The organism is Amycolatopsis sp. cg13 (assembly GCF_041346965.1).
In the GTDB taxonomy this organism is placed as follows: domain Bacteria; phylum Actinomycetota; class Actinomycetes; order Mycobacteriales; family Pseudonocardiaceae; genus Amycolatopsis.
The window spans coordinates 8784387-8805240 of sequence record NZ_CP166848.1 but is presented as its reverse complement, the minus strand read 5'-3'; the positions used below and the strand labels follow the sequence as shown (position 1 = coordinate 8805240).

Here is a 20854-nt window from a genome sequence, read left to right as displayed (position 1 = left end):
GGGGCGGCCCGAGGACCGCCCCGCCAGCAATCAGCGCACCGTCACCGGAACCGAGCGGGTCACCCCGTTCACCGTCACCGAGATCTCCGCCGTCCCCTGCCGCAAGCCGCGCACCGAACCGGTCGCCGGGTCGAGCGACACCACGTCCCACGGGGCAGGCGGCCAGCTGCCGATGTGCACCCCGCGACCGCCCCAGACGGCGCTCACCGGATACGCCACCGGAATCGACCGGCCCTCCTGTGTGACCGCAGCGGTCACCTTTCCGGTGCCGCCCCACGGCAGCGTGCCCGGGCCGGTCACCGTCAGCGCGTCGACGTTCGGGCGCGTCTCGAAGCGCACCGGCTGGCTGCGGTCCGCAGGGTCGACCTGCACCATGGTCCAGCCGACGAAACCGCCGTCGCCGGGAGCCGCGGCAGGGGTCTTGCCCGAGTTGCCGTTCACCAGATAGGGCACGCCGTCCGTGCGCGACAGGCCGAACACGCCCGCGTGCGAGGCCAGCGAAGCCGCCGGTTTGCCGGACTTTTCCTCGAAACCGGTCAGCCACGTCTGCAGCAGCGCGGCCTCCTTCCGGTCGCCCAGCTGCGAATTGCCGGTCGGGCTCGGGTCCTTCACCGGGTGGTGCATCGCGACGACCACGCCGCGCACCGAACGGTCCTGCGCGGCGTTGTCGAGCGCCTCGCGCATCATGCGGACCTGGTCGAAGCCACCGGCGCGCAGCGAGCCGCGCGAGGAGTCCATCAGGATCAGCCGCACGCCGTGCACGTCGACCACGCGGTGCGTTTCCCCGAACGCGGCCTGGAAGTTCTTCAGACCGTCGCCAGCTTCGGCCTCGTGGTTGCCGGGGACGTAGTACCAGGGGACGCGGCCGTCCAGCTCTTCCGTGATGATCTTGCGGGCCAGGACGAAGTCCGGCGCGGTGCCGCGATCCACGAAGTCGCCGTTGATCAGGACGAGGTCCGGTTTCGCGGCGACAGCCTCGCGCAGCGCCCGCCGGGCCTGGGCGACGAGCGGGCCGTCCGGCGCGTCGGCGGTGAACTGGGCGTCGCTGACGACCGCGATCTTCAGGCCTCCCTTGCCGAGCGTGCCGTTGGTGGCGAGCGCCGGGTCCGGGACGGCCGGATCGTGCGGCACGGTCGTGGTCGGCGCGACCTCGAAGGTGAGGTCGTTGAAGACCAGCTTGCCCTCGTATTGCTTGCCTGCCGCGGTTTCCACGGCGTAGAAGCGGGTGAACCGCTGTCCGTCCGGCAGCCCGGCGGGCACCGCCGCGGTCACGTATCGCCAGCCGGTCCAGTTGACGCTCAGTGAAAGGTCCACAATGGACGCGGTGTTGGCGCCGTCGCGGAGTTCCGCGCGGATCCAGGCACCCTTGCCGTCGCCGTTGATCCACATGCCGATCTTCTGCGTGCCGGCCGGAACCGGGATCGGATTGGCGGCGTTGACATACGCGGCGCGAGTGGCGGTGGTGCCGGTGAGCCGGTAGTCGAGCGCCAGGCCCTTCCCGCCGTTGCGGCCGTCCGCTGACGACAGCGCAGCGCCGACGACCGCCGGGTACACCGTGGCGGACCAGCCTTCCGGACCGGCCAGCGGAGCCGCGACCTTGGCTTCGGTGCCCACCGAAGCCGCCAGATGCATGGTCTTCCCGCCAGCGTGCACGGTGATCGCGGTGGCCCCGGACGCGGTCTTCGCGGACACCGCGAACCCCTTGCCCGACGGCTCGATCTTCACCACGGCGGGGTCGTATTCGAGCTTCACATCCGACGGTTCGATCCAGGTGCCGTAACCGTCCGCGTCGTAGCCGTAGACCTGGAACTCGCCGCGCGCGTCGGCACCGGACAGCGCGACCTGCTTCGTGCTCGCACCAAGGCGGACCGGCTTGCCCAGCACGGTCAGCTTCGTGCGGCCGTTCACGAAGTTCTGGCGCGCTGTGACAGTGACGTCGGCTCGCGCGTCCGGGTGCAGGAAGTCGGGCTGCGCGGTGAAGACGTTCTTCGTGACGGTGCCGCGGAACGGGTTCGACGTCGTCCAGAACGGCTTCGACGCTACCGCCGCACCAGTCTCGTCGTGTCCGTTCGACACGAGCGCGCGGCTCAGGCCGGACAGCACGCGCGTCGAGTTGTCGCCCTCCTGCGCGGGGGCGGGCGCGAAGCCGGTCAGCCGCCCGCTGCCGGGGACGGTCGCGACGCCGATGCCGTTGGGCACCAAGCGTTCCCCGCCGTCCGAAGGCGAGTTGCGCACCGACGGCGCGGCTTCTCCTTCGCCCCGCGCGAGCAGCGTCGAGGAGCCGCCGCCGTCGAGGTTGATCGCGTCGTCGGCACCCAGCCGCTTCAGCTGACGAGCCATTTCCAGCTCGGTCATCCCGCGGCTGTCGGCCTGACGACCGTCGACCGTGACGAGCCACATCCGCTTGCCGTCAGCGGAAAAACCGACGCCGGTACGCGGGGCGAGGGTGACGTCGTCGAGTTGCTGGAGCTGTCCGTCCTTCAGCAGCGTCTTGTTCCCGCCGACCGCGACCGCGATCTTGCCCGCGTCGGTCCGCGGCGCGTACGAAACGCCAACACGGTCGCCGATCTTCAGCGCCGACAACGCATCCGCGCCAGCTTCACGGCCAAGCAGCAGCGTGCTGCCAGCCGGAATCGGGCCGTCCGCGGGCTTCGGACGCACCTGCGTCACGACACCATCGCGGATCTCGACCTCGGCGACACGCTGCGCACCGGCAACCGATGTCGCGCGCGCCGAAGCTCCCCAGAGCGGCGTGTAGACGCCGAGAGCGTCCTTCGCGAGCACCGGGCTGTTGAAGTTCGTGGCCGGGACAACGCGACCATCAGGCAGCGTGACCGACGCTTCGAGGAAGATGTCGGCGAGCTTCGCGCGGCCCTGATCGGTGATCGCGGCGGTGGTGTTGTGGCCGGACGCGGGCGCGTTGTGCAGCTCGCCCTTGTCGATGCCGACACCGAGCGGCGCGCCGGAGGCGTTGATGTCGAAGAAATCGCCGTTGACGCCCGCGACCGCACCGGCGCGAGCGACCTGCTGGGACAGCGGGGTGCGCGCGGAAACGGTGCCCGGGCTGAGGTAAGTCGGCTTCAGGACCTTGCTGGTGAGGTCGACGCTCAGCGCGTCGCCGCGGATCCAGCCCTTCGGGTCGAAGCGGTCGAATTGAGTGAGGTTCAGACCAGGCGCCACCGCGTTGGTGGCGCTGCTGGTCTCGAGGCCGTCATCGGCGGCGGGTGCCGCGGCGACGGCCGCCGCTTCCCGGGCCGAGGAGAAGGCGGGCGCGCCCTCGACCGGCGGCGGGCCGAGCGGAGCGGAGAGCGGGTCGGCAGTGGCAGGCGTGGCCAGCGTCAGCACCAGGAGGGCGCTGAGCAGCACGGATCTTGATCTTTTCACCAGGTACCCCACGATCGCGAAAATGGCTCAGGTCAGCCAAATCCATCGGCGCGACCGCCGGAAGTCCCCGCGGTGAACGGGACCTGAATGGCGCAGGATTATCCGCTCAGGGAGTCATGCGCGCGGCGAGAAACGCCTTCGCGACGGCTTCGTCGCCAGCGATCTCCGGCTGGATGTCGGTGCGATTCCACAGCAGCAACAGCAAATCCTGCGCGGGCGCCGCGACGGTGGCCACCGCTTCGCCCTCGCCCAGCGCGGGCGGGTCGCCGGGCACGACGGTCCACGCGTGCCCGGTGTCGGTGGCGCGCAAGGTGATCGGCGCGGCCAGCGGAACCTCGTGCTTCCAGCGCGCGACGCGCGGCAGCATCGTGCCGAGAACCTCGAGGACGCCGTCGGCGGCGATCAGCAGGTCAAGCTGCGTCGTTGCGCCGCGCGCACCGAACAGATCGACCAGATGCACGGCGGTTTCGTGCACCTGACGGCGGAACCAGAACCCCTTCGCCTTCTCCGCGGCGCCGAAAACCCAGCACGGGTCGGCGGGATCGGCCGCTTCGAGCGCGGCGAGCAGTTCGGCGGCGCTTTCGGCGTACCAGGGCGCGAGGTCGCCGCTCGGCGAGACGTCGAATTCCTGGTCGCTCAGTGCGCCGGTGCGGACGATCCCGGCGGCCCACCGGTGCACGTTGCCCAGGTGCGTGACGAGGTCGCGTTTCGTCCAGTCGCCGCAGTACGGGACCGGATTGTCGAGGTCGCCCGCGGCTTCCGCGGCGAAGGCCTCGGTGAGCGAGCGCAGGTGCGGCAGGTAATCGCGGGGCGGCAGCGGCAGGGCAGTCACCGGTGGAGGTTAACCGATGCGCCGGGTTCCGAGCACTGGCAATATCCGCGTCCGGACACACGAACGCCGGACCGGAACCGAAGTCCCAGCCCGGCGTGCGCGGGGTCTAGCGCCGGATCACAGGTCCGGGAACCACAGCTTCAGCTCGCGCTCGGCCGACTCCGGCGAGTCCGAGCCGTGCACCAGGTTGTACTGGGTCTCCAGCGCGAAGTCGCCGCGCAGGGTGCCCGGGGTGGCCTTCTCGACCGGGTCGGTGCCGCCGGCCAGCTGGCGGAACGCGGCGATCGCGCGCGGGCCCTCGACGGCCAGCGCGACGAGCGGGCCGGACGTGATGAACTCCAGCAGGTCGCCGAAGAACGGGCGCTCCTTGTGCTCCGCGTAGTGCTCCTCGGCCACGGAGCGCTCGACGGTGCGCAGTTCCAGCGCGGCCAGCTTCAGGCCCTTGCGCTCGATGCGCGAAACGACCTCGCCGACGAGGCCGCGCGCGACGCCATCGGGCTTGACGAGGACCAGCGTGCGTTCAGTCACGACGGTATTTCTCCTTGTGCGGATTCGTGTTATTCGACAGCCGAGCCTATCCGACGCCTTGACCGGGCCGGTCAGCGACGCTGGGGCTGCAGCGTCTTCGACCACAGCGACGCCCCGGTCGCGTCGCGCAGGTCGACGGTCAGCGCCCCGCTGGCACCGTCCACATTCACCTCGCCGAAGTGCTGGAATCCTTGCAACGGCGAGGAATTCTGCGTCTGCGGAGCGTGCACGAAGACCGCTTCCGGGCCGAACGTCGGGTCGAGTTTGTTCGGGCCGAACGCACCGGCGTTGAGCGGGCCGGACACGAATTCCCAGAACGGGTCGAAGTCCTGGAACGCGGCACGCTCGGGCGAATAGTGGTGCGCGGCGGTGTAGTGGACGTCGGCGGTCAGCCAGACGACATTGCGCACGCGATGGCGCGAGATCTGCTTCAGCACCCAGGCCAGTTCGGTCTCGCGGCCGCCGGGCGCGCCGGGCAGGCCGTTGGCGACTGCCTCGATGTCCTTGCCGTCCGGCACGACGAGGCCGATCGGCATGTCCGCCTGGACGATCTTCCAGGTCGCGGTGCTGCGCCGGAGCGCGTCGGCCAGCCAGCGGGCCTGCGCGTCGCCGAGGATGTGGCCGGGCTTGGTCTGGTCGGAGGTGTTGGCGTCGCGGTAGGTGCGCATGTCGAGGACGAACACCTCGACCCGGCTGCCGTAGCGGAAACTCCGGTACACCCGGCCATCCACCGCTTGGCGGCTGTCGATCGGATGCCATTCGTGGAACGCCTGGAACGCGCGCTGGGCCAAGACGTCGGCCCGCTTCTCGGTGTATTCGGGGCGGTCGTTGAGGATTTCGCCCGGGTACCAGTTATTGACTACTTCATGATCATCCCACTGGACATAAGCGGGAACCTCCGCGGCGAACCGGCGGAAGTTGGCGTCCAGCCGGTTGTAGGCGTGCTGGCCGCGGTATTCGTCGAGAGTCTCGGCGACCTTCGACTTCTCCGGCGTCACGATGTTGTGCCAGGTCCCGGCGCCGCCGGGGAGCGTGACGGTTTCGGTGAGCGGGCCGTCGGCGTACACCGTGTCGCCGCTGTGCAGGAAGAGGTCCGGACGGCGGTCGGCCATCGCGGAGAAGATCGTCATGCCGCCGAGGCCTGGGTTGATGCCGTAGTTCTGGCCGACGACGTCGCCGCTCCACAGGATCCGCGTGTTCGCGCGGCCGACCGGCGCAGTGGCGAAACGGCCGGCGACCGGCTCGCTCGAGCTGCGGCCGTCGAGGTCCACGGCGGTGACGCGGTAGTGGTATTCGGTGCCGGGGGCCAGCCCGGCGACGCGCACCTTGCCGGTGCCGCCGGTGGCGGGCGTGACGAACGGGCCGGGCACCCGGCGGGCGTGCCGGAACGACGGGTCGCGCGCGACCTCGACCATCAGCCGCGCGGGGCGGTCGGCCTTCGACCACACGATGCCGGAGCCGGTGGTCACGTCCCCGGATGCGACGCCGTGGGCGAGCACCGGACGGTCGCGGCGGACGAGCGGGGCGGCCGACGCGGAGCCGGGCAGCAGCAGCCCGCCTGCCGCGGCGAGCGCGGGCACGGCGATTCCGGCTTTGAGCACGGAGCGCCGCGATGGGGTCGTTTCGGTCATGGCGGTCGTTCTATCCGGCGACCACGGCCAAGCGGCCAACTCGGGCTGACCGGCGGGTGAACGGCTCACTCGTCAGGAGGAAGCTCACAGCCGGTCGTCACGCTCGGTGCGCTTGCCGGACCAGCTCGTGCTCGCATTCGCTGGGTTCGGACAGCGGACGCTCCGCAAACCCGTGCCGTTGGTACAGCGCCATGGCGTACTCGTTGCCGCCCGCGACCCGCAACGCCAACTCGCCCGCCCCGCGCCCTTCGCTCCAGCGCACGACCGCTCGGACGAGCGCGTCCCCGACTCCCCTGCCGCGCGCCGAGGGAGCGACCCACATCGACATCAGTGTGGCGGTGTCGCCACGTTCGGAAAGGTGACCGCTGACCATGCCCGCCGGAACGCCGTCGAGGTCGGCGAGGACGTTGAGCGAGACGTCGCGCAACCGGGCCCGCCAGCGCGGTTCGGTGTCGCCTTCGCCTTGCCAGTCCGCGAGTTTCGAGCTGAACGCCTCCGGGTCCTCGCGCAGCGCCGCCAGCCGGAGGTCGCGCCACTCCGCCCAGTTGTCCACGCTCAGCTCGCGCACCACGATCACACTTGCACCGTCGCCGTGGCGGCCCGGCCGTTACATCGGAATAGGGTGAAACCATGCGCATCGACCGGCTCGACCACCTCGTCCTCACCGTCGCCGACCTCGCTGCGACGGTGGATTTCTACACGCGCGTCCTCGGCATGACCGAGGTGACGTTCGGGGCCGGACGCAAGGCGCTGACGTTCGGCGCCAGCAAGATCAACCTGCACGAGGCCGGGCACGAGTTCGAGCCCAAGGCGGAACGGCCGACGCCGGGCAGCGCGGATCTGTGCCTGATCACGAGCGATTCGCTGGAGCAGGTCGTCGAAGATCTGGCCGGGGCCGGAGTGCCGATCGAGGAGGGGCCTGTCGACCGCACGGGCGCGACCGGGCCGATCCGGAGCGTGTACTTCCGGGACCCGGACCGGAACTTGATCGAGGTCAGCGTCTACCGCTGAGCCGCACCTCGCGGGAGTACACCGGCGCGGCACCGGGTTCCGGAAAGCATTCGAGGAGCAGATCGCCGCGGAGGTCGTCGAGTTCGTCCGGCGCTTCCTCGAGCAGAGCGTCGGCCCACGCTTCGAGCGATCCGTTCTTGAGCGCGTCGTTCGGAACCTGGCTGAACTCGCCCGGTCCCATCGGCGTCCATCCCGGTTCGCCGTCCGCGCGGAACGACAGCCGCCACCAGTACGGCTGCCAGTACCGCACGCTTAAGCCTGCGGCTGCTGCTGGCTCGGCAGCGTCCCCGCGGCCATCCGGCGCGCGACGTCGCGGCGCAGCCACAGGAACCACACGAACGCGGCCAGGAAGATGATCCCGATGATCGCGATCGCCGGTTGCGTGATGCCGATCGCGATGATCGCCAGCTGCAGCAGCAGGATCACCGGCACCGCCCAGACGTGCTTGAGCATCCCGCACAGCACGATCAGCACCACGGCCAACGCGATGACCGTCCAGCCGGTGAAGCTCGTGATGCCGCCGCCGAGTTTCGCGACGACCGGCAGCGCGAGCGCGACGGTGATCGCCTCCATGATCAACGTGCCCGCCATGACGCCGCGGAAGCCCTTCATCGGGTCCTTCGCGGGCGGCTTCACCGGCGTCGCAGGAGTCTCAGGGTTCTCGCTCATGCCGGTTCCTTCCCGAACAGCGTGCGCGCGTCGCCCGCGGTGACCACGGATCCGGTCACCAGCACGCCGCCGCCCGCGAGCGGTTCCTCCGGGTCGTCGCTCTGCTCCACGAGGCCGATCGCGGTCTCGATCGCGGTCTCCAGGTCCGGTTCGGCGAGCACGCGGTCCTCGCCGAAGATCGACGCGGCCAGCTCGGCCAGGTCCTCGACCGGCAGCGACCGCGGCGACGAACTGCGCGTGACCACGACGTCGGACACCACCGGCTCCAGCGCGTCCAGGATGCCGCGCGCGTCCTTGTCGGCCAGCACGCCGACGACCGCGACGAGCCGGCGGAAGTTGAACTCGTCGGTGATCGTCGCGGCGAGCGCCCGCGCGCCCATCGGGTTGTGCGCGGCGTCGACCATGACCGCCGGGGCGGCCCGCACGCGTTCGAGCCGGCCGGGGTTCTCGACCTCGGCGAACGCCTCGCGCACCGCCTCGACGACGAGCTGTTTGTCTTTGCCCGCCCCGAAAAACGCCTCGACCGCGGCCAGCGCGAGCGCCGCGTTCGCCGCCTGGTGCGCACCGTGCAGCGGCAGGAAGATCTCGTCGTACACGCCGCCGAGGCCCTGCAGCTTCAGCATCTGCCCGCCGACCGCGACCTCGCGTTCGAGCACACCGAACTCGCTGCCCGCGCGCGCCACCGCGGCGTCGACCTCGACCGTGCGCTTCAGCAGGACGTTCAGCACCTCGGGGTCCTGCTCGCCGATCACCGCGACCGACCCGGGCTTGATGATCCCGGCCTTCTCCGCGGCGGCGTCGACCGGCGTCGGGCCGAGGTATTCGGTGTGGTCCAGCCCGATCGGCGTGATGACCGCGACCTGCGCGTCAGCCACGTTCGTCGCGTCCCACGCGCCGCCCATGCCCGCCTCGATCACCGCGGCCTCGACCGGGGCGTCGGAGAACGCCGCGAACGCCATCCCGGTGAGCACCTCGAACTTGCTCATCGGCACGCCGTCCTCGCTCGCGCCGTCGACCATCGCCACGTACGGCGCGATGTCCTGGTACAGCTCGGCGTAGCGGGCGGCGGAGATCGGGCGGCCGTCGAGCGCGATCCGCTCGGTGACGAGCTGCAGGTGCGGGCTGGTGTAGCGGCCCGACCGGAGGCCCATGCGGGTCAGCAGCGAATCGACCATCCGGGCGACCGAGCCCTTGCCGTTGGTCCCCGCGACGTGCACCACCGGATAGCCCTGGTTCGGCTCGCCGAGCAGCGTCATGAGCGCCTGGATCCGGGCGAGCGACGGTTCGAGCTTCGTCTCCGGCCAGCGCTGGTTCAGCTCGGCCTCGGCGGCCATCAGGTCGCGGCGGGCCTCCGGGCCGTTCTCGTCGCCGAACTCGGCCGGCGCGCCCTCGTCGTCGAGTTCGTGCAGCTCAGTGCCCTCTTCGGCGTGCAGATCGGGGACCGGGCCGAGCGCCAGGTTGTCGCCGAGCTGGCCGATGCCGCCGATCCCGCCGCGCGACCCGCCGCCGACGGTGTAGGCCGCGTCGGGCGCGTCGAGGTCGGGCTCCAGCTCGTTGCCGGCGTCGTACTCGTCTTCGCTGTGCGCGAGCGCGCCCAGTTCGTCGACCCCCGCGAAACTGTCCGGATCGGCGAGATCCGGCCGCCGGGTCTCCTCGGGCTCCTCACCGCGCGGCACTCGTGCACTCCTTGAAGTCGCTGTCCCGGCGCGGTCGCGCGACCGGGAAGACCAGGCGAAAGGTTCGGCCCGGCACATCCTCGAGCGTACCCGGGGCCGCCTCGCGCCCAGCGGCCCCGGGGCCCGCGCGTGATCACGCCCGCAGCGATCCGTGGCAAGGTCGGGCACATGCCCTTCGACCACAACCATCACTATCACCCGGCACTGCTCCGGCTCCTGCCGCCAGGCCCCGGCCGGGCCCTGGACGTCGGCTGCGGCGACGGCCGATTCGCGCGCAAACTGGCCGCCGCCGGAATGACCGTCGAAGGCATCGACACCTCGGCCGAAATGATCACGCGCGCCACCGCCGCCGGTTCGCCAGGACCAGGCACTGTCGAGTACCGCCGCGCAGACGTGACCACCGATCCCTTGGACCTTGGGTCCTACGCCTTCATCTCCTGCCTGGCGTCCCTGCACCATGTCCCGTTCGAAACCGTCACGAGACTCCGCGACGCCCTCGCCCCCGGCGGCGTGCTCGCAGCACTCGGCTGCGCCCGCCCCAGCCGCCCGAGCGACTTCGCCCGCGAGTTCGTCGCCGCCCCCGCGAACGCCCTGGCCAGGCTGATCGTCTTCGCCGGAGACCGCCTCAATGGCGGCCCGGACCCCGTCGCCAAAGCCCCCGTGCACATGAAATTCCCGCCGCTGAACGACGTCCGCCGAGACGCCGCCCGCCTGCTCCCCGGCAGCACCGTCCGCCCGCTGGTCTTCTGGCGGTACCTGCTGACCTGGCGGAAACCCACAGATCACCCCGCAGCCGGGTGAAAACCCGCCCCGACCACCCGATCGGCGGAGAGCGCTCGCGCCCTCGGTGCCGAAAGGTAAAGCGGGTCGTACCGCTCGGGAGGACGGGGTTCGCATGCGCATCATCCGAATCGCGCTGGCCGCAATCGCGGCGGCCGCACTGCTTCTGTCGACGGCGGCGGCCGCGAGCGCCGCGCCCCGGCATTACCGCCATTACGTCGCCCTAGGCGACTCCTACACGTCGGGGCCGCTCATCCCACTGCCCCGACTGGATCCGTTCGGCTGCTTCCGCTCGACGTCCAACTACCCGTCAATGGTGGCGGACTCCCTGGACGTGGACCGCTTCACCGACGTCAGCTGCGGCGGCGCGAACACCTCGCACATGACCGCCCCGCAAAGCGTGCCGCTAGGCCAGAACCCTCCGCAGTTCTCCGCACTGCGCTCCGACACCGATCTGGTGACAGTCGGCATCGGCGGCAACGATTCGGGCCTGTTCGGCAAGCTAGTCGACACTTGCCCGACCCTGCGCGATTCGGACCCGACCGGAAACCCGTGCCAACGCCACTTCACCGTCGACGGCGTGGACACGATCAAGGCGCTGCTCCCCAAAACGCAAGCAGCCATCCAGCAGGTCCTGGCCGGAATCCACGCCCGCTCCCCGCACGCCAAGGTGCTGGCCATCGGCTACCCCCGCATCGCCCCCGCAGAAGGCTACTGCCCAGACGTCCTGCCCTTCGCGAACGGCGACTACGCCTGGCTCTCGAGCGTCGAAGAAGCCCTGAACGCCGCCGTAAGCAACGCAGTAGAAGCAGACGGCCAATCGTCCTATGTGGACACCTACACCCCGTCCTTCGGCCACGACGCCTGCAAACCCCAAGGCGTAGCTTGGATCAACGGCAAAGACCTGAACCTGCTGGCCGCAGCCCCCTACCACCCCCTTTACGCCGGAATGGAAGGCGAAGCAAAAGTAATCCGCCAACAACTCCGCTAAAAAACGCCGTGAGGGCCACCCTGAGGGAATCAGATTCCCTCAGGGTCCCCCTCACGACAAAAACCGCACCGATGCACCCACCGATCGAGGCACCCACACCGCCCCCAACCCCGATCCAAAGCCGCCCTGCGGTTCGGGGGTGCTTGTCAAGGCATCTTTCCCGCCTTGACAAGCACCCCCGAACCGTCAGCACAATGGCGCTTCGGGGTTGGGGGCCGCCCGGCGCAATGTCGCCGCCAGGCGACGAGCCGAACGAGAGACCTCAGGACGCAGGCAACGCAGCCAACCGAGCCTCAATCCGCCCGATATCGGCAACAGCAGTCTCCCGCCGCACCTTGATCTTCTCAATCACCTGCTCCGGCGCCTTAGCAATAAACGCCTCATTCCCAAGCTTCCCCTCAGTCTGCGCCAATTCCTTCCGCGCAGCCCCGAGATCCTTCTCCAACCGCTTCCGCTCAGCAGCAACGTCAATGGTCCCGGAAGTATCCAACTCCACCGTCACCACGCCACCAGCCAGCGCGACCTCCAACGAAGCACTGACCGAGAACCCATCCTCAGGCTCAGTAAGCCGCACCAACGACCGAATCCCAGCCTCGTGCCCAGCCGGGAACGCCTCCCCAGCCAACCGAGCAGCAACCTTCTGCCCAGGCTTCAACCCCTGATCAGCCCGGAACCGCCGAATCTCGGTAATCAGCTTCTGCACATCAGCAATCCGAGCGTCCGCGACCGAATCCGCATACCCCTCAACCGCCTTCGGCCACTCGGCGATCACCAACGACTCGCCACCAGTCAACGCAGTCCACAGCTTCTCCGTCACAAACGGCACAAACGGGTGCAGCAACCGCAGCACAGTGTCCAGCACATGCCCAAGCACCTTCCGCGTAGCCTCAACCCGCGCGGAATCCCCTTGGTACAACTGGACCTTGGCCAGTTCCAAATACCAGTCGCACAACTCGTTCCACGTGAACTGGTACAACGCATTGGCGACCTTGGCGAACTGGAAGTCCTCGAACAACCCGTCCACTTCGGACACCAGCGACGCGAGCCGCCCGAGAATCCACCGATCCGACTCGGTCAACTCCGAAGCATCCGGCAACGACCCCTCAACGGTCGCCCCGTTCATCATCGCGAACTTGCTGGCATTCCACAGCTTCGTGCAGAAATTCCGCGACCCAGCGGCCCACTCGTCGGCCAACGCCATATCCGTCCCCGGATTGGCCCCGCGAGCAAGAGTGAACCGAGTGGCGTCCGCCCCGTAAGCGTCCATCCACTCCAGCGGATCAATGACATTCCCGCGCGACTTGGACATCTTCTTGCCGTTAGCATCGCGAATCAGCCCGTGCAGATAAACATGGTCGAACGGCTGCCGCCCGTCCATCTGCTGCACGCCGAACATCATCATCCGGACAACCCAGAAGAACAGAATGTCGTACCCAGTGGACAACACGCTGGTCGGATAGAACTTGGCCAGATCCGCGGTCTCCGACGGCCAGCCCAGCGTCGACATCGGCCACAGCCCCGACGAGAACCACGTGTCGAGCACATCCGGGTCCTGCTTCCACCCGTCGCCAGAGGGAGGCTGCTCGTCCGGACCCACGCACACGACCTCGCCGTCCGGCCCGTACCAGACCGGGATCCGGTGCCCCCACCACAACTGGCGGGAAATCGTCCAGTCGTGCATGTTGTCGACCCAGTCGAAGTAGCGCTTCTCCAGCTCCGCCGGGTGGATCTTGGTACGCCCGTCGCGCACCGCGTCGCCAGCGGCCTGCGCCAGCTCCGCGACCTTGACCCACCACTGCAGCGACAGCCGCGGCTCGACGACCGTGTCGCAGCGGGAGCAGTGCCCGACCGCGTGCACGTACGGCCGTTTCTCCGCGACGATCCGGCCCTGCTCGCGCAACGCGGCGACCACCGCGGGCCGCGCCTCGAACCGGTCGAGGCCCTCGAACGGACCGGGCACGGTGACCTCGGCGCGCTCGTTCATGACGGTCAGCATCGGCAGGTCGTGGCGGCGGCCGATCTCGAAGTCGTTCGGGTCGTGCGCCGGGGTCACCTTGACCGCGCCGGTGCCGAACTCCGGGTCGACGTGCCGGTCCGCGACCACCGGGATCTTCCGGCCGGTCAGCGGCAGCTCGATCTCGGTGCCGACCAGGTGCGCGTAGCGCTCGTCGTCCGGGTGCACGGCCACCGCGGTGTCGCCCAGCATCGTCTCGGCGCGCGTGGTGGCCACGACGATCGAGGCGTCGCCGTCGCCGTAGCGGATCGACACGAGTTCGCCGTCGTCGTCGTTGTGGTCGACCTCGATGTCCGACAGCGCCGTCTGGCAGCGCGGGCACCAGTTGATGATCCGCTCGGCGCGGTAGATCAGGCCGGCGTCGTAGAAGTTCTTGAACACCGTCTGGACGGCCTTGGACAGGTTCTCGTCCATGGTGAAGCGCTCGCGGGACCAGTCGACGCCGTCGCCGAGCCGCTTCATCTGGCCGAGGATCTTGCCGCCGTACTCGGCCTTCCACTCCCAGACGCGCTCGACGAACTTCTCGCGTCCCAGGTCGTGGCGCGACAGGCCCTCGCCGGCCAGCTGGCGCTCGACGACGTTCTGCGTCGCGATGCCCGCGTGGTCCATGCCCGGCAGCCAGAGCACCTCGTAGCCCTGCATCCGGCGGCGGCGGCTCATCGCGTCCATCAGGGTGTGGTTGAGCGCGTGGCCCATGTGCAGGCTGCCGGTGACGTTCGGCGGCGGCAGTACGATCGAGAACGGCGGCTTCTCCGACGAAGCGTCAGCCGTGAAGTACCCGGCCGCTACCCAGCGGTCGTACATCGGGGCTTCCTCGGCGGCCGGGTCCCAGGCACCCGGAAGGTCGGTTTTCTGCTGCGGAGCGTTCTCGGTCACAATGGACAAGTCTACGAACCCGCCGCGGCGGGGTTACGCAGGGGGAAAGGCGGTGCGCCGATGACTCGGCCGGAGGATCCGGACGACCGGATGGAAACCCATCCCGACCTCATGGACCCCGAATGGCGCAAGCACGCCCAGCGGGACGCCTGGCTCGGCGCGAAGAAGGACATGAAGAAGCGGCGCAAGCGCGAACGCCGCAGCGCTCCGTCCCCGGTGTACGGCCGCGGCGGCGCGGTCCCGAGCCGCGTGCCGGGGATCGCGGCGATCGTCGGCCTGGTCCTGCTGCTCGCGGCGGCGATCGTGGTGCACCAGATTCAGCCGATCGGGGTGAACGACGAGAAGATCGGGTACATCGTCGGGCTCGGTTCGCCGACTGACACCAGCGGTCAGGCGCTCTTCTAGGACCGCAGGTTCAAGATCGCGGCGCCGTCCGCGATGCTCTTCACCGTCACCAGCCGCTTGACCTCCGTGCCGGGCTTGCCCCCGCGTCGACACAGCGTCGCGGGGATGCCCCAGCTCTTTCGCCGAAAAGGCGACGACGAGCGCTGGCTCGAACACAGCCGCGCAGCCCTTCGAGAGTGACTCTGAGCAGTCCGTACCGTGCTGCGCGCCGGTTCAGGCGCTGAACTCCCGGACCGGACGTTTCGGACCAGCAACCTCACATCCGCACTCCCTTGAGCCGAGGATGCACAGCCTGGACTCAACAGGCTAGACTGTGCTTATGTCCGAACACCCGTCCGTCCCGCCGCAGGTAGCCGAGTCCGCCGGCTGGATCCGCGGCGTCGTCGGCCAGCTGCATCGCCGGTTGCGGCAGGTCGACAACGCCGAGATCCTCACGCCGACCCAGACCGCCGTGCTCAACCGGCTGCATCGCGAGGGTCCCGGGACCCAGGCCGAGCTGGCCGCGGCGGAGCACGTCCGGCAGCAGTCCATGGCCGCGACACTCGGGGTGCTCGACACGCTCGGCTACCTGAACCGCACGCGCGACCCCGCCGACGGCAGGCGCGTCGTGATTTCGCTCTCCGATCTCGGCGCCAAGACCGTCATCGGGATCCGGCAGCACCGCGACGAATGGCTCGCAGCCGCGCTGGCCGACGAACTCACCGAGGACGAACTCGAAACGGTCCGGCGCGCGCTGCCCTTGCTGCAGCGGATCGCCCAGCGCTGACCCCCTTAACCCTGAGGAGCACTGACGAACACCGCGACCGCCCCCGCGAAATCCCGCTTCGGCGCGCGCCTGGTGACCCCGCTGGTCGCGAGCGCCGTGCTGAATCCGATCAACTCCACGCTCATCGCCGTCGCGCTCGTCCCGATCGGGCAGGCCTTCGGCGCCGGACCGGGCCGCACGGCCTGGCTGATTTCCTCGTTGTACCTGGCCACGGCGGTCGGGCAGCCGGTCGTCGGGCTGCTGGTGGACCGCTACGGCGCGCGGCGCGTGCTGCTCGGCGGCGCGGCCGTGGTGATGGTGGCCGGGATCGCCGGGATGATTCCGATCTCGGTCGAATGGCTCACCGGTGTGCGAGCGGTGCTCGGCATCGGCACCTGCGCCGGGTTCCCGGCCGCGATGGCCGTGCTGCGGCGGCGCGCCGACGAGATCGGCGAGGGCGTGCCCGCGCGGGTGTTGTCCGTGCTGGCGATGTCCGCGCAGACGGTCATGGTGATCGGCCCGACGCTCGGCGGCGTGCTGATCGCGCTCTTCGGCTGGCCCGCGATCTTCGCGGTGAACCTGCCGCTGGCTGGGATTTCCCTCGTGCTGACCCTGTTGTGGGTGCCGAAGGACACTCCGACCGAGAAGCCGACTGAGCGGATCGACGTCGCTGGGATCGCACTGTTTTCCGCCGCCCTGCTGGTGTTGCTGTGCTACCTGATGGCTCCCGGCATCGGCGATCTGTGGCTGCTGGCCGCGGCGATCGTGCTCGGCGCGCTGTTCGTGCGGGTGGAACTGCGTGCCCGGAAGCCGTTCATCGACCTGCGGATGCTCGCCGCGAACGGTCCGGTCCTGCGCACGTATTTGCGGCAGGCACTGAGTTTCCTCGCGATCTACACGATCATGTTCGGCTACGTGCAGTGGCTCGAAGAGGCGCGCGGGTTCGCCGAATCCGCCGCCGGGCTGTTGCTCCTGCCTATGTCCGGGATCGCAGTGGGCGCGGCCGCGTTGTCCGGCCGACCGACTGGTGTCCGGCTGCGGCTGTTGCTCGTCGGTGCCGCACTCCTCGCGGGCTCCGTCGCGCTGCTGTTCGTGAACGACGGCACCGCGTTGATCTGGCTGCTCGTGCTCGCCGCGTTGTTCGGTCTGGCGCAAGGGCTCACCAGTGTCGCCAACCAGACGACTCTGTACCGCGAGACTCCGGCCGAGACGATGGGCACCGCGAGCGGGCTCTTCCGGACCGCGCAATACCTCGGCGCGATAGTCGCGGCCACGGTCATCGCGCAGTGCTATGGCGGGCACGCCGACTCCGGCGGGCTGCACCGGCTAGCCGTCGTGCTGATCGTGACCAGCGGGTTGCTGCTGATCGTGACCGCCGCGGACCGCGCGCTGCTGCGGGCCGAACGCCGGGAACGGGACCGCGAGACGGCAGTGTGACCACCCCCGTCTTGGGTTCTGCAAGGCAAAGGCGGACGATGTGCCCATGACTCGCGAAGCTCCGACTGGTGACGTGGACGAAGCCCGCCTCGAAGTGGGCAAGCCGAAAGGCTGGGCGGCCGGAATCCCGGGAGTCGCGGTTTCGCTCGCGCGCGGGGTGGAGCAGATGGGCCCGGTCCGCACCGCACGCACGCTGCGGCTGCTGAACCAGCGGGACGGCTTCGACTGCCCCGGCTGCGCGTGGCCCGAGCCGCGGCAGGTCGACGGCGAGAAGCGGAAGTTCGCGGAGTTCTGCGAAAACGGCGCGAAGGCGGTCGCCGAGGAGGCAACGAAACGCCGCGTCGGCCGTGAGTTCTTCGCCGCGCATCCGGTGTCCGAGCTGAACGAGCGCACCGACTACTGGCTCGGCCAGCAGGGCCGGCTCACCGAGCCGATGGTGCTGCGCGAAGGCGCCTCGCACTACGAGCCGATCTCGTGGGACGAGGCGTTCGGCGTGATCGCCGAGGAACTGAAGGGCTTGGCGAGCCCGGACGAGGCGATCTTCTACACCTCCGGCCGCACCAGCAACGAGGCCGCGTTCGTGTACCAGCTGCTGGTGCGCGCGTACGGCACGAACAACCTGCCGGACTGCTCGAACATGTGCCACGAATCGTCCGGCGCTGCGCTGTCGGCGACCACCGGCATCGGCAAGGGTTCGGTGTCGCTGGCCGACATCCACCAGGCCGACCTGATCGTGGTCGTCGGGCAGAACCCGGGCACGAACCACCCGCGGATGCTGTCCGCGCTGGAGCAGGCGAAGGGCAACGGCGCGAAGGTCGTCGCGGTCAACCCGCTGCCCGAGGCCGGGCTGATGCGGTTCAAGAACCCGCAGAACGTGCGCGGCGTGGTCGGCAAGGGCACGCCGCTGGCCGACGAGTTCGCGCAGATCCGGCTCGGCGGCGACCTCGCGCTGTTCCAGGCGGTCGGGCATCTGCTGCTGCAGTGGGAGGACGCCGCGCCGGGGTCCATTGTGGACCGCGAGTTCGTCGAGAAGTCCACGCACGGCTTCGAGGACTGGGCCAAGCAGCTGCGCGAGATCGACTGGCCGGAGACCGAGAAGGCGACCGGTCTGGCTCGCGAGCAGATCGAGCACATCGCGCGGATGATCGCGACGTCCGAGCGCACGATCTACTGCTGGGCGATGGGGCTGACCCAGCACAAGCACGCCGTGCCGACGATCGCCGAGGTCGTGAACCTGGCGCTGGTGCGCGGGATGATCGGCAAGCCGGGCGCGGGCCTGTGCCCGGTGCGCGGCCACTCGAACGTGCAAGGCGACCGCACCATGGGCGTGTGGGAGAAGATGCCCGAGCCGTTCATGGACGCGCTCGACCGGGAGTTCGGCATCGCCGTGCCGCGCAAGCACGGCTGGGACACTGTCGACTCGATTCGCGCGATGCTCGACGGCCGCGGCAAGGTGTTCTTCGCGATGGGCGGCAATTTCGCCTCCGCCACCCCGGATTCGGACCGGACCGCGGACGCGCTGCGGGCGTGCTCGCTGACCGTGCACGTGTCGACGAAACTCAACCGCTCGCACGTCGTCCCCGGCCGCACCGCGCTGATCCTGCCGACGCTCGGCCGCACCGAGCGGGACGAACAGGAATCCGGACGGCAGTTCGTGACCGTCGAAGACTCGATGTCGCAGGTGCACGCCTCGCGCGGCCGGCTGGCTCCGGCGAGCGACGAGCTGCTGTCCGAGGTCGCCATCGTGTGCCGCTTGGCGGAGAAGCTGCTCGGTCCCGACCACTCGGTGCCGTGGCGGTCGTTCGAGAAGAACTACGACCTGATCCGCGACCGCATCGCCGCCGTGGTGCCGGGCTGCCACGACTACAACCAGCGCGTCCGCGAACCGGACGGTTTCGTCCTGCCGCACGCACCGCGCGACTCGCGGGAGTTCACCGGCACGGCTACCGGCAAGGGCACGTTCACGGTGTCGGAGCTGGAGTACCCGGAAGTTCCCGAGGGCCGGTTGCTGCTGCAGACGCTGCGCAGCCACGACCAGTACAACACCACGATTTACGGGCTGTCCGACCGGTATCGCGGCATCGAGGACGGCCGCCGGGTCGTGTTCGTGCACCCGGACGACCTTGCCGCGCTGGGAGTTGCGGACGGGGAGATCGTGGACCTGGTCTCGGAATGGCGGGACGGGGACCGGCGCGCGCCCAGCTTCCGGGCGGTCGCGTATCCGACGGCTCGCGGGTGCGCGGCGGCGTATTTCCCGGAGGCGAATGCGTTGGTGCCGCTGGATTCTGTGGCAGAGAAGTCGAATACGCCGGTGTCGAAGGCGGTCGTGATTCGGTTGGAGCCGCACCACCACGTGTGACCTGCTCGTGAGTGGCGGTGCCGGTCAGAACCCCGGCACCGCCACCCGCGAGGCGTCAGTCGATGCAGTTGTCACCGTCTGACGTGACGGGCTGCGGCTGGTCGGCCTTCGCCGGCACCCCAGCCGCGGACCCGCCGTCCGACACCCCCGGTCCTGAGTAGACCTTCCCGAGCACCACCTGGATGTGCCCCGCCGGAACGTCCGCCGATTCCTTAGTGGACAGTCCGCCCAGTTCCTTCGCCACCTCCGCGCCCTCGGCGGCGAGCGCGGCCGGGTAGCGCACGATCGACGTCCGCTGCGACGGCGCGTTTCCGTCGGCGGTGGCGGCGAATCCCTTGCCCTTCAGCACATCCGCGACCCGCGCCGCGAGGCCCGAAGCGCCACCGGCGTTGGAAATCTCCACCGCCGCCTTCGGCGCACCCGGCGGGGCGGCGGGCGGCGCCGCGCCGATCAGCCCGGACGCAAACGCTTTCACCTGCGCCGGATCCACCTGCACCGCAGTCGCCGTCGGATGGGATTTGTCGTACCGGTAGTCCTGGTTCACCACCGGGATCGTCGTGAACTGGATGCCGCCGCCGGACACCCCGCGCATCTTGCTGACGAAGTCCAGGATGTTCCACGACTGGTCCAGCACCACCGACCGCTTCACCGCGTCGATGAGATCGCTCAGCTTGCCCGGATCGGCGAGCGTCCCGGCCGAAAGCACCTCGTGCGCCATCGAAGCGAGGAACACCTGCTGCCGCCGCATCCGGCCGAAGTCGGTGCCGGGCAGATTGTCGCGCTGCCGTACGAAAGCGAGCGCGGCACCGCCGGAAAGCCGCTGTTTGCCCGCCGGGAAGTCCGCGCCCGAGTTCTCGTCCTTGGTGGCCTTCTTCAGGCACACCTCGACTCCGCCGACGGCCTTGCTGATCTCGGAAAAGCTCAGCAGGTTGACCTCGGCGTAGTGGTCGATGGTGACGCCGGTGAGATCCTCGACCGCCTGCCGCGTCGACTTGCGCGCCGCGGTCATCGAGTCCTGCTCGATCTTGTCCTTGTCGGTTTCCCCGGCCGCGCGCAGTTTCGAGGCCTCGGCCGCCTTGCCGCGGCCGAACGCGGCGTTGATCTTGCCTTTTCCGCCGGGCATGGAGACGTACGAGTCGCGCGGGATGGAGAACGCCTTGACCTCCTGCTGCCCGTCCGGGATCCGCAGCACGATCAACGTGTCGGTGAGGTCGTCGCCGTTCGCGCCCGCGCGCAGTTCGTCCAGGACGCTCTGCGGCAGCGGGGTCCCGTCCGGGCCCTTGCGCGCGTCCCGGCCGACCAACAGGATGTCCAGCGCCCCGTCGGCGTGCTTTTGGCCTTCGTCCACCGATCCGCCGCCGCCGATGACGTCGCTGCGCGTGATGTCGTCGAGCGCGCTCAGGGTCGAAAACCCGTAAGCCGTGCCGGCGAACACCGCCATCGACAGCGTGCCGGCGATAACTTTTCCTGCGATCCGCACGCCCTTCTGGACGTCCGGCGGCCCCGATCTGCTGCA

At 69.5% G+C, this 20854-nt stretch carries 17 protein-coding genes; 7 read left to right on the top strand and 10 right to left on the bottom strand.

The annotated features are described in order from the left end of the window. Positions 1–30: 30 nt before the first annotated feature. From AB5I40_RS41170 to AB5I40_RS41150, 5 genes are all read right to left on the bottom strand, one after another. The gene (locus AB5I40_RS41170; protein ID WP_370935610.1) at positions 31–3366 is read right to left on the bottom strand and encodes a phosphodiester glycosidase family protein; all 3336 of its coding nucleotides are present in this window, start codon (positions 3364–3366) and stop codon (positions 31–33) included. Positions 3367–3490: 124 nt separating this feature from the next. Next, complete coding sequence (locus tag AB5I40_RS41165) at positions 3491–4216, bottom strand: maleylpyruvate isomerase family mycothiol-dependent enzyme (RefSeq protein WP_370935609.1); 726 nt, start codon at positions 4214–4216, stop codon at positions 3491–3493. A gap of 117 nt (positions 4217–4333) precedes the next feature. Next, positions 4334–4744: a nucleoside-diphosphate kinase gene (gene ndk, locus AB5I40_RS41160; protein ID WP_020660996.1), complete on the bottom strand. Its 411-nt coding sequence runs from the start codon at positions 4742–4744 to the stop codon at positions 4334–4336. Positions 4745–4815: 71 nt separating this feature from the next. Further along, positions 4816–6375: an alkaline phosphatase gene (locus tag AB5I40_RS41155; RefSeq protein ID WP_370935608.1), complete on the bottom strand. Its 1560-nt coding sequence runs from the start codon at positions 6373–6375 to the stop codon at positions 4816–4818. 97 nt (positions 6376–6472) lie between these two features. Continuing rightward, positions 6473–6952, bottom strand: coding sequence for a GNAT family N-acetyltransferase (locus AB5I40_RS41150; protein WP_370935607.1), 480 nt, complete (start codon positions 6950–6952; stop codon positions 6473–6475). A 53-nt stretch (positions 6953–7005) separates the two neighbouring features. Here AB5I40_RS41150 and AB5I40_RS41145 point away from each other — a divergent pair, with 53 nt between their 5' ends. Continuing rightward, positions 7006–7386, top strand: a complete 381-nt coding sequence (locus AB5I40_RS41145; protein ID WP_370935606.1) for a VOC family protein — start codon at positions 7006–7008, stop codon at positions 7384–7386. Here the strand turns inward: AB5I40_RS41145 and AB5I40_RS41140 are convergent. Genes AB5I40_RS41140 through AB5I40_RS41130 form a run of 3 tightly spaced genes read right to left on the bottom strand, consistent with a single transcriptional unit; the run spans position 7370 to position 9731 of the window. After that, entirely contained in the window at positions 7370–7636 is a 267-nt protein-coding gene (locus AB5I40_RS41140; RefSeq protein ID WP_370935605.1) for a hypothetical protein, read from the bottom strand. The genes AB5I40_RS41145 and AB5I40_RS41140 overlap by 17 nt on opposite strands. Before the next feature lie 2 nt (positions 7637–7638). After that, on the bottom strand, positions 7639–8055 hold the full coding sequence (locus AB5I40_RS41135; protein ID WP_370935604.1) for a DUF4233 domain-containing protein: 417 nt from the start codon (positions 8053–8055) through the stop codon (positions 7639–7641). Continuing rightward, the gene (locus tag AB5I40_RS41130) at positions 8052–9731 is read right to left on the bottom strand and encodes a folylpolyglutamate synthase/dihydrofolate synthase family protein (protein ID WP_370935603.1); all 1680 of its coding nucleotides are present in this window, start codon (positions 9729–9731) and stop codon (positions 8052–8054) included. Before AB5I40_RS41130 ends, AB5I40_RS41135 begins: the two co-directional genes overlap by 4 nt. 168 nt (positions 9732–9899) lie before the next feature. Between AB5I40_RS41130 and AB5I40_RS41125 the strand changes: the two genes are divergently transcribed. Then, positions 9900–10532 (top strand): class I SAM-dependent methyltransferase, encoded by a 633-nt coding sequence (locus AB5I40_RS41125; RefSeq protein ID WP_370935602.1) that lies wholly within the window; start codon positions 9900–9902, stop codon positions 10530–10532. Between the two features lie 94 nt (positions 10533–10626). Continuing rightward, positions 10627–11502 (top strand): SGNH/GDSL hydrolase family protein, encoded by an 876-nt coding sequence (locus AB5I40_RS41120; RefSeq protein WP_370935601.1) that lies wholly within the window; start codon positions 10627–10629, stop codon positions 11500–11502. Between the two features lie 262 nt (positions 11503–11764). Here AB5I40_RS41120 and AB5I40_RS41115 read toward each other — a convergent pair whose 3' ends face one another. After that, on the bottom strand, positions 11765–14392 hold the full coding sequence (locus tag AB5I40_RS41115) for a valine--tRNA ligase (RefSeq protein WP_370935600.1): 2628 nt from the start codon (positions 14390–14392) through the stop codon (positions 11765–11767). A 60-nt stretch (positions 14393–14452) separates the two neighbouring features. Between AB5I40_RS41115 and AB5I40_RS41110 the strand changes: the two genes are divergently transcribed. The 4 genes from AB5I40_RS41110 (at position 14453) to AB5I40_RS41095 (ending at position 19338) form a co-directional block, all read left to right on the top strand. Next, a complete protein-coding gene (locus AB5I40_RS41110; RefSeq protein ID WP_370935599.1) occupies positions 14453–14797 on the top strand; it encodes a hypothetical protein in 345 nt (114 codons plus the stop codon). A gap of 319 nt (positions 14798–15116) precedes the next feature. Continuing rightward, positions 15117–15563 (top strand): MarR family winged helix-turn-helix transcriptional regulator, encoded by a 447-nt coding sequence (locus AB5I40_RS41105; RefSeq protein WP_370935598.1) that lies wholly within the window; start codon positions 15117–15119, stop codon positions 15561–15563. A gap of 72 nt (positions 15564–15635) precedes the next feature. Then, positions 15636–16979, top strand: a complete 1344-nt coding sequence (locus AB5I40_RS41100) for an MFS transporter (protein ID WP_370935597.1) — start codon at positions 15636–15638, stop codon at positions 16977–16979. 46 nt (positions 16980–17025) lie between these two features. After that, positions 17026–19338 (top strand): FdhF/YdeP family oxidoreductase, encoded by a 2313-nt coding sequence (locus AB5I40_RS41095; protein ID WP_370935596.1) that lies wholly within the window; start codon positions 17026–17028, stop codon positions 19336–19338. Positions 19339–19393: 55 nt separating this feature from the next. Here the strand turns inward: AB5I40_RS41095 and AB5I40_RS41090 are convergent, their stop codons facing one another. After that, the gene (locus AB5I40_RS41090; protein WP_370935595.1) at positions 19394–20818 is read right to left on the bottom strand and encodes an LCP family protein; all 1425 of its coding nucleotides are present in this window, start codon (positions 20816–20818) and stop codon (positions 19394–19396) included. Positions 20819–20854 lie beyond the last annotated feature (36 nt).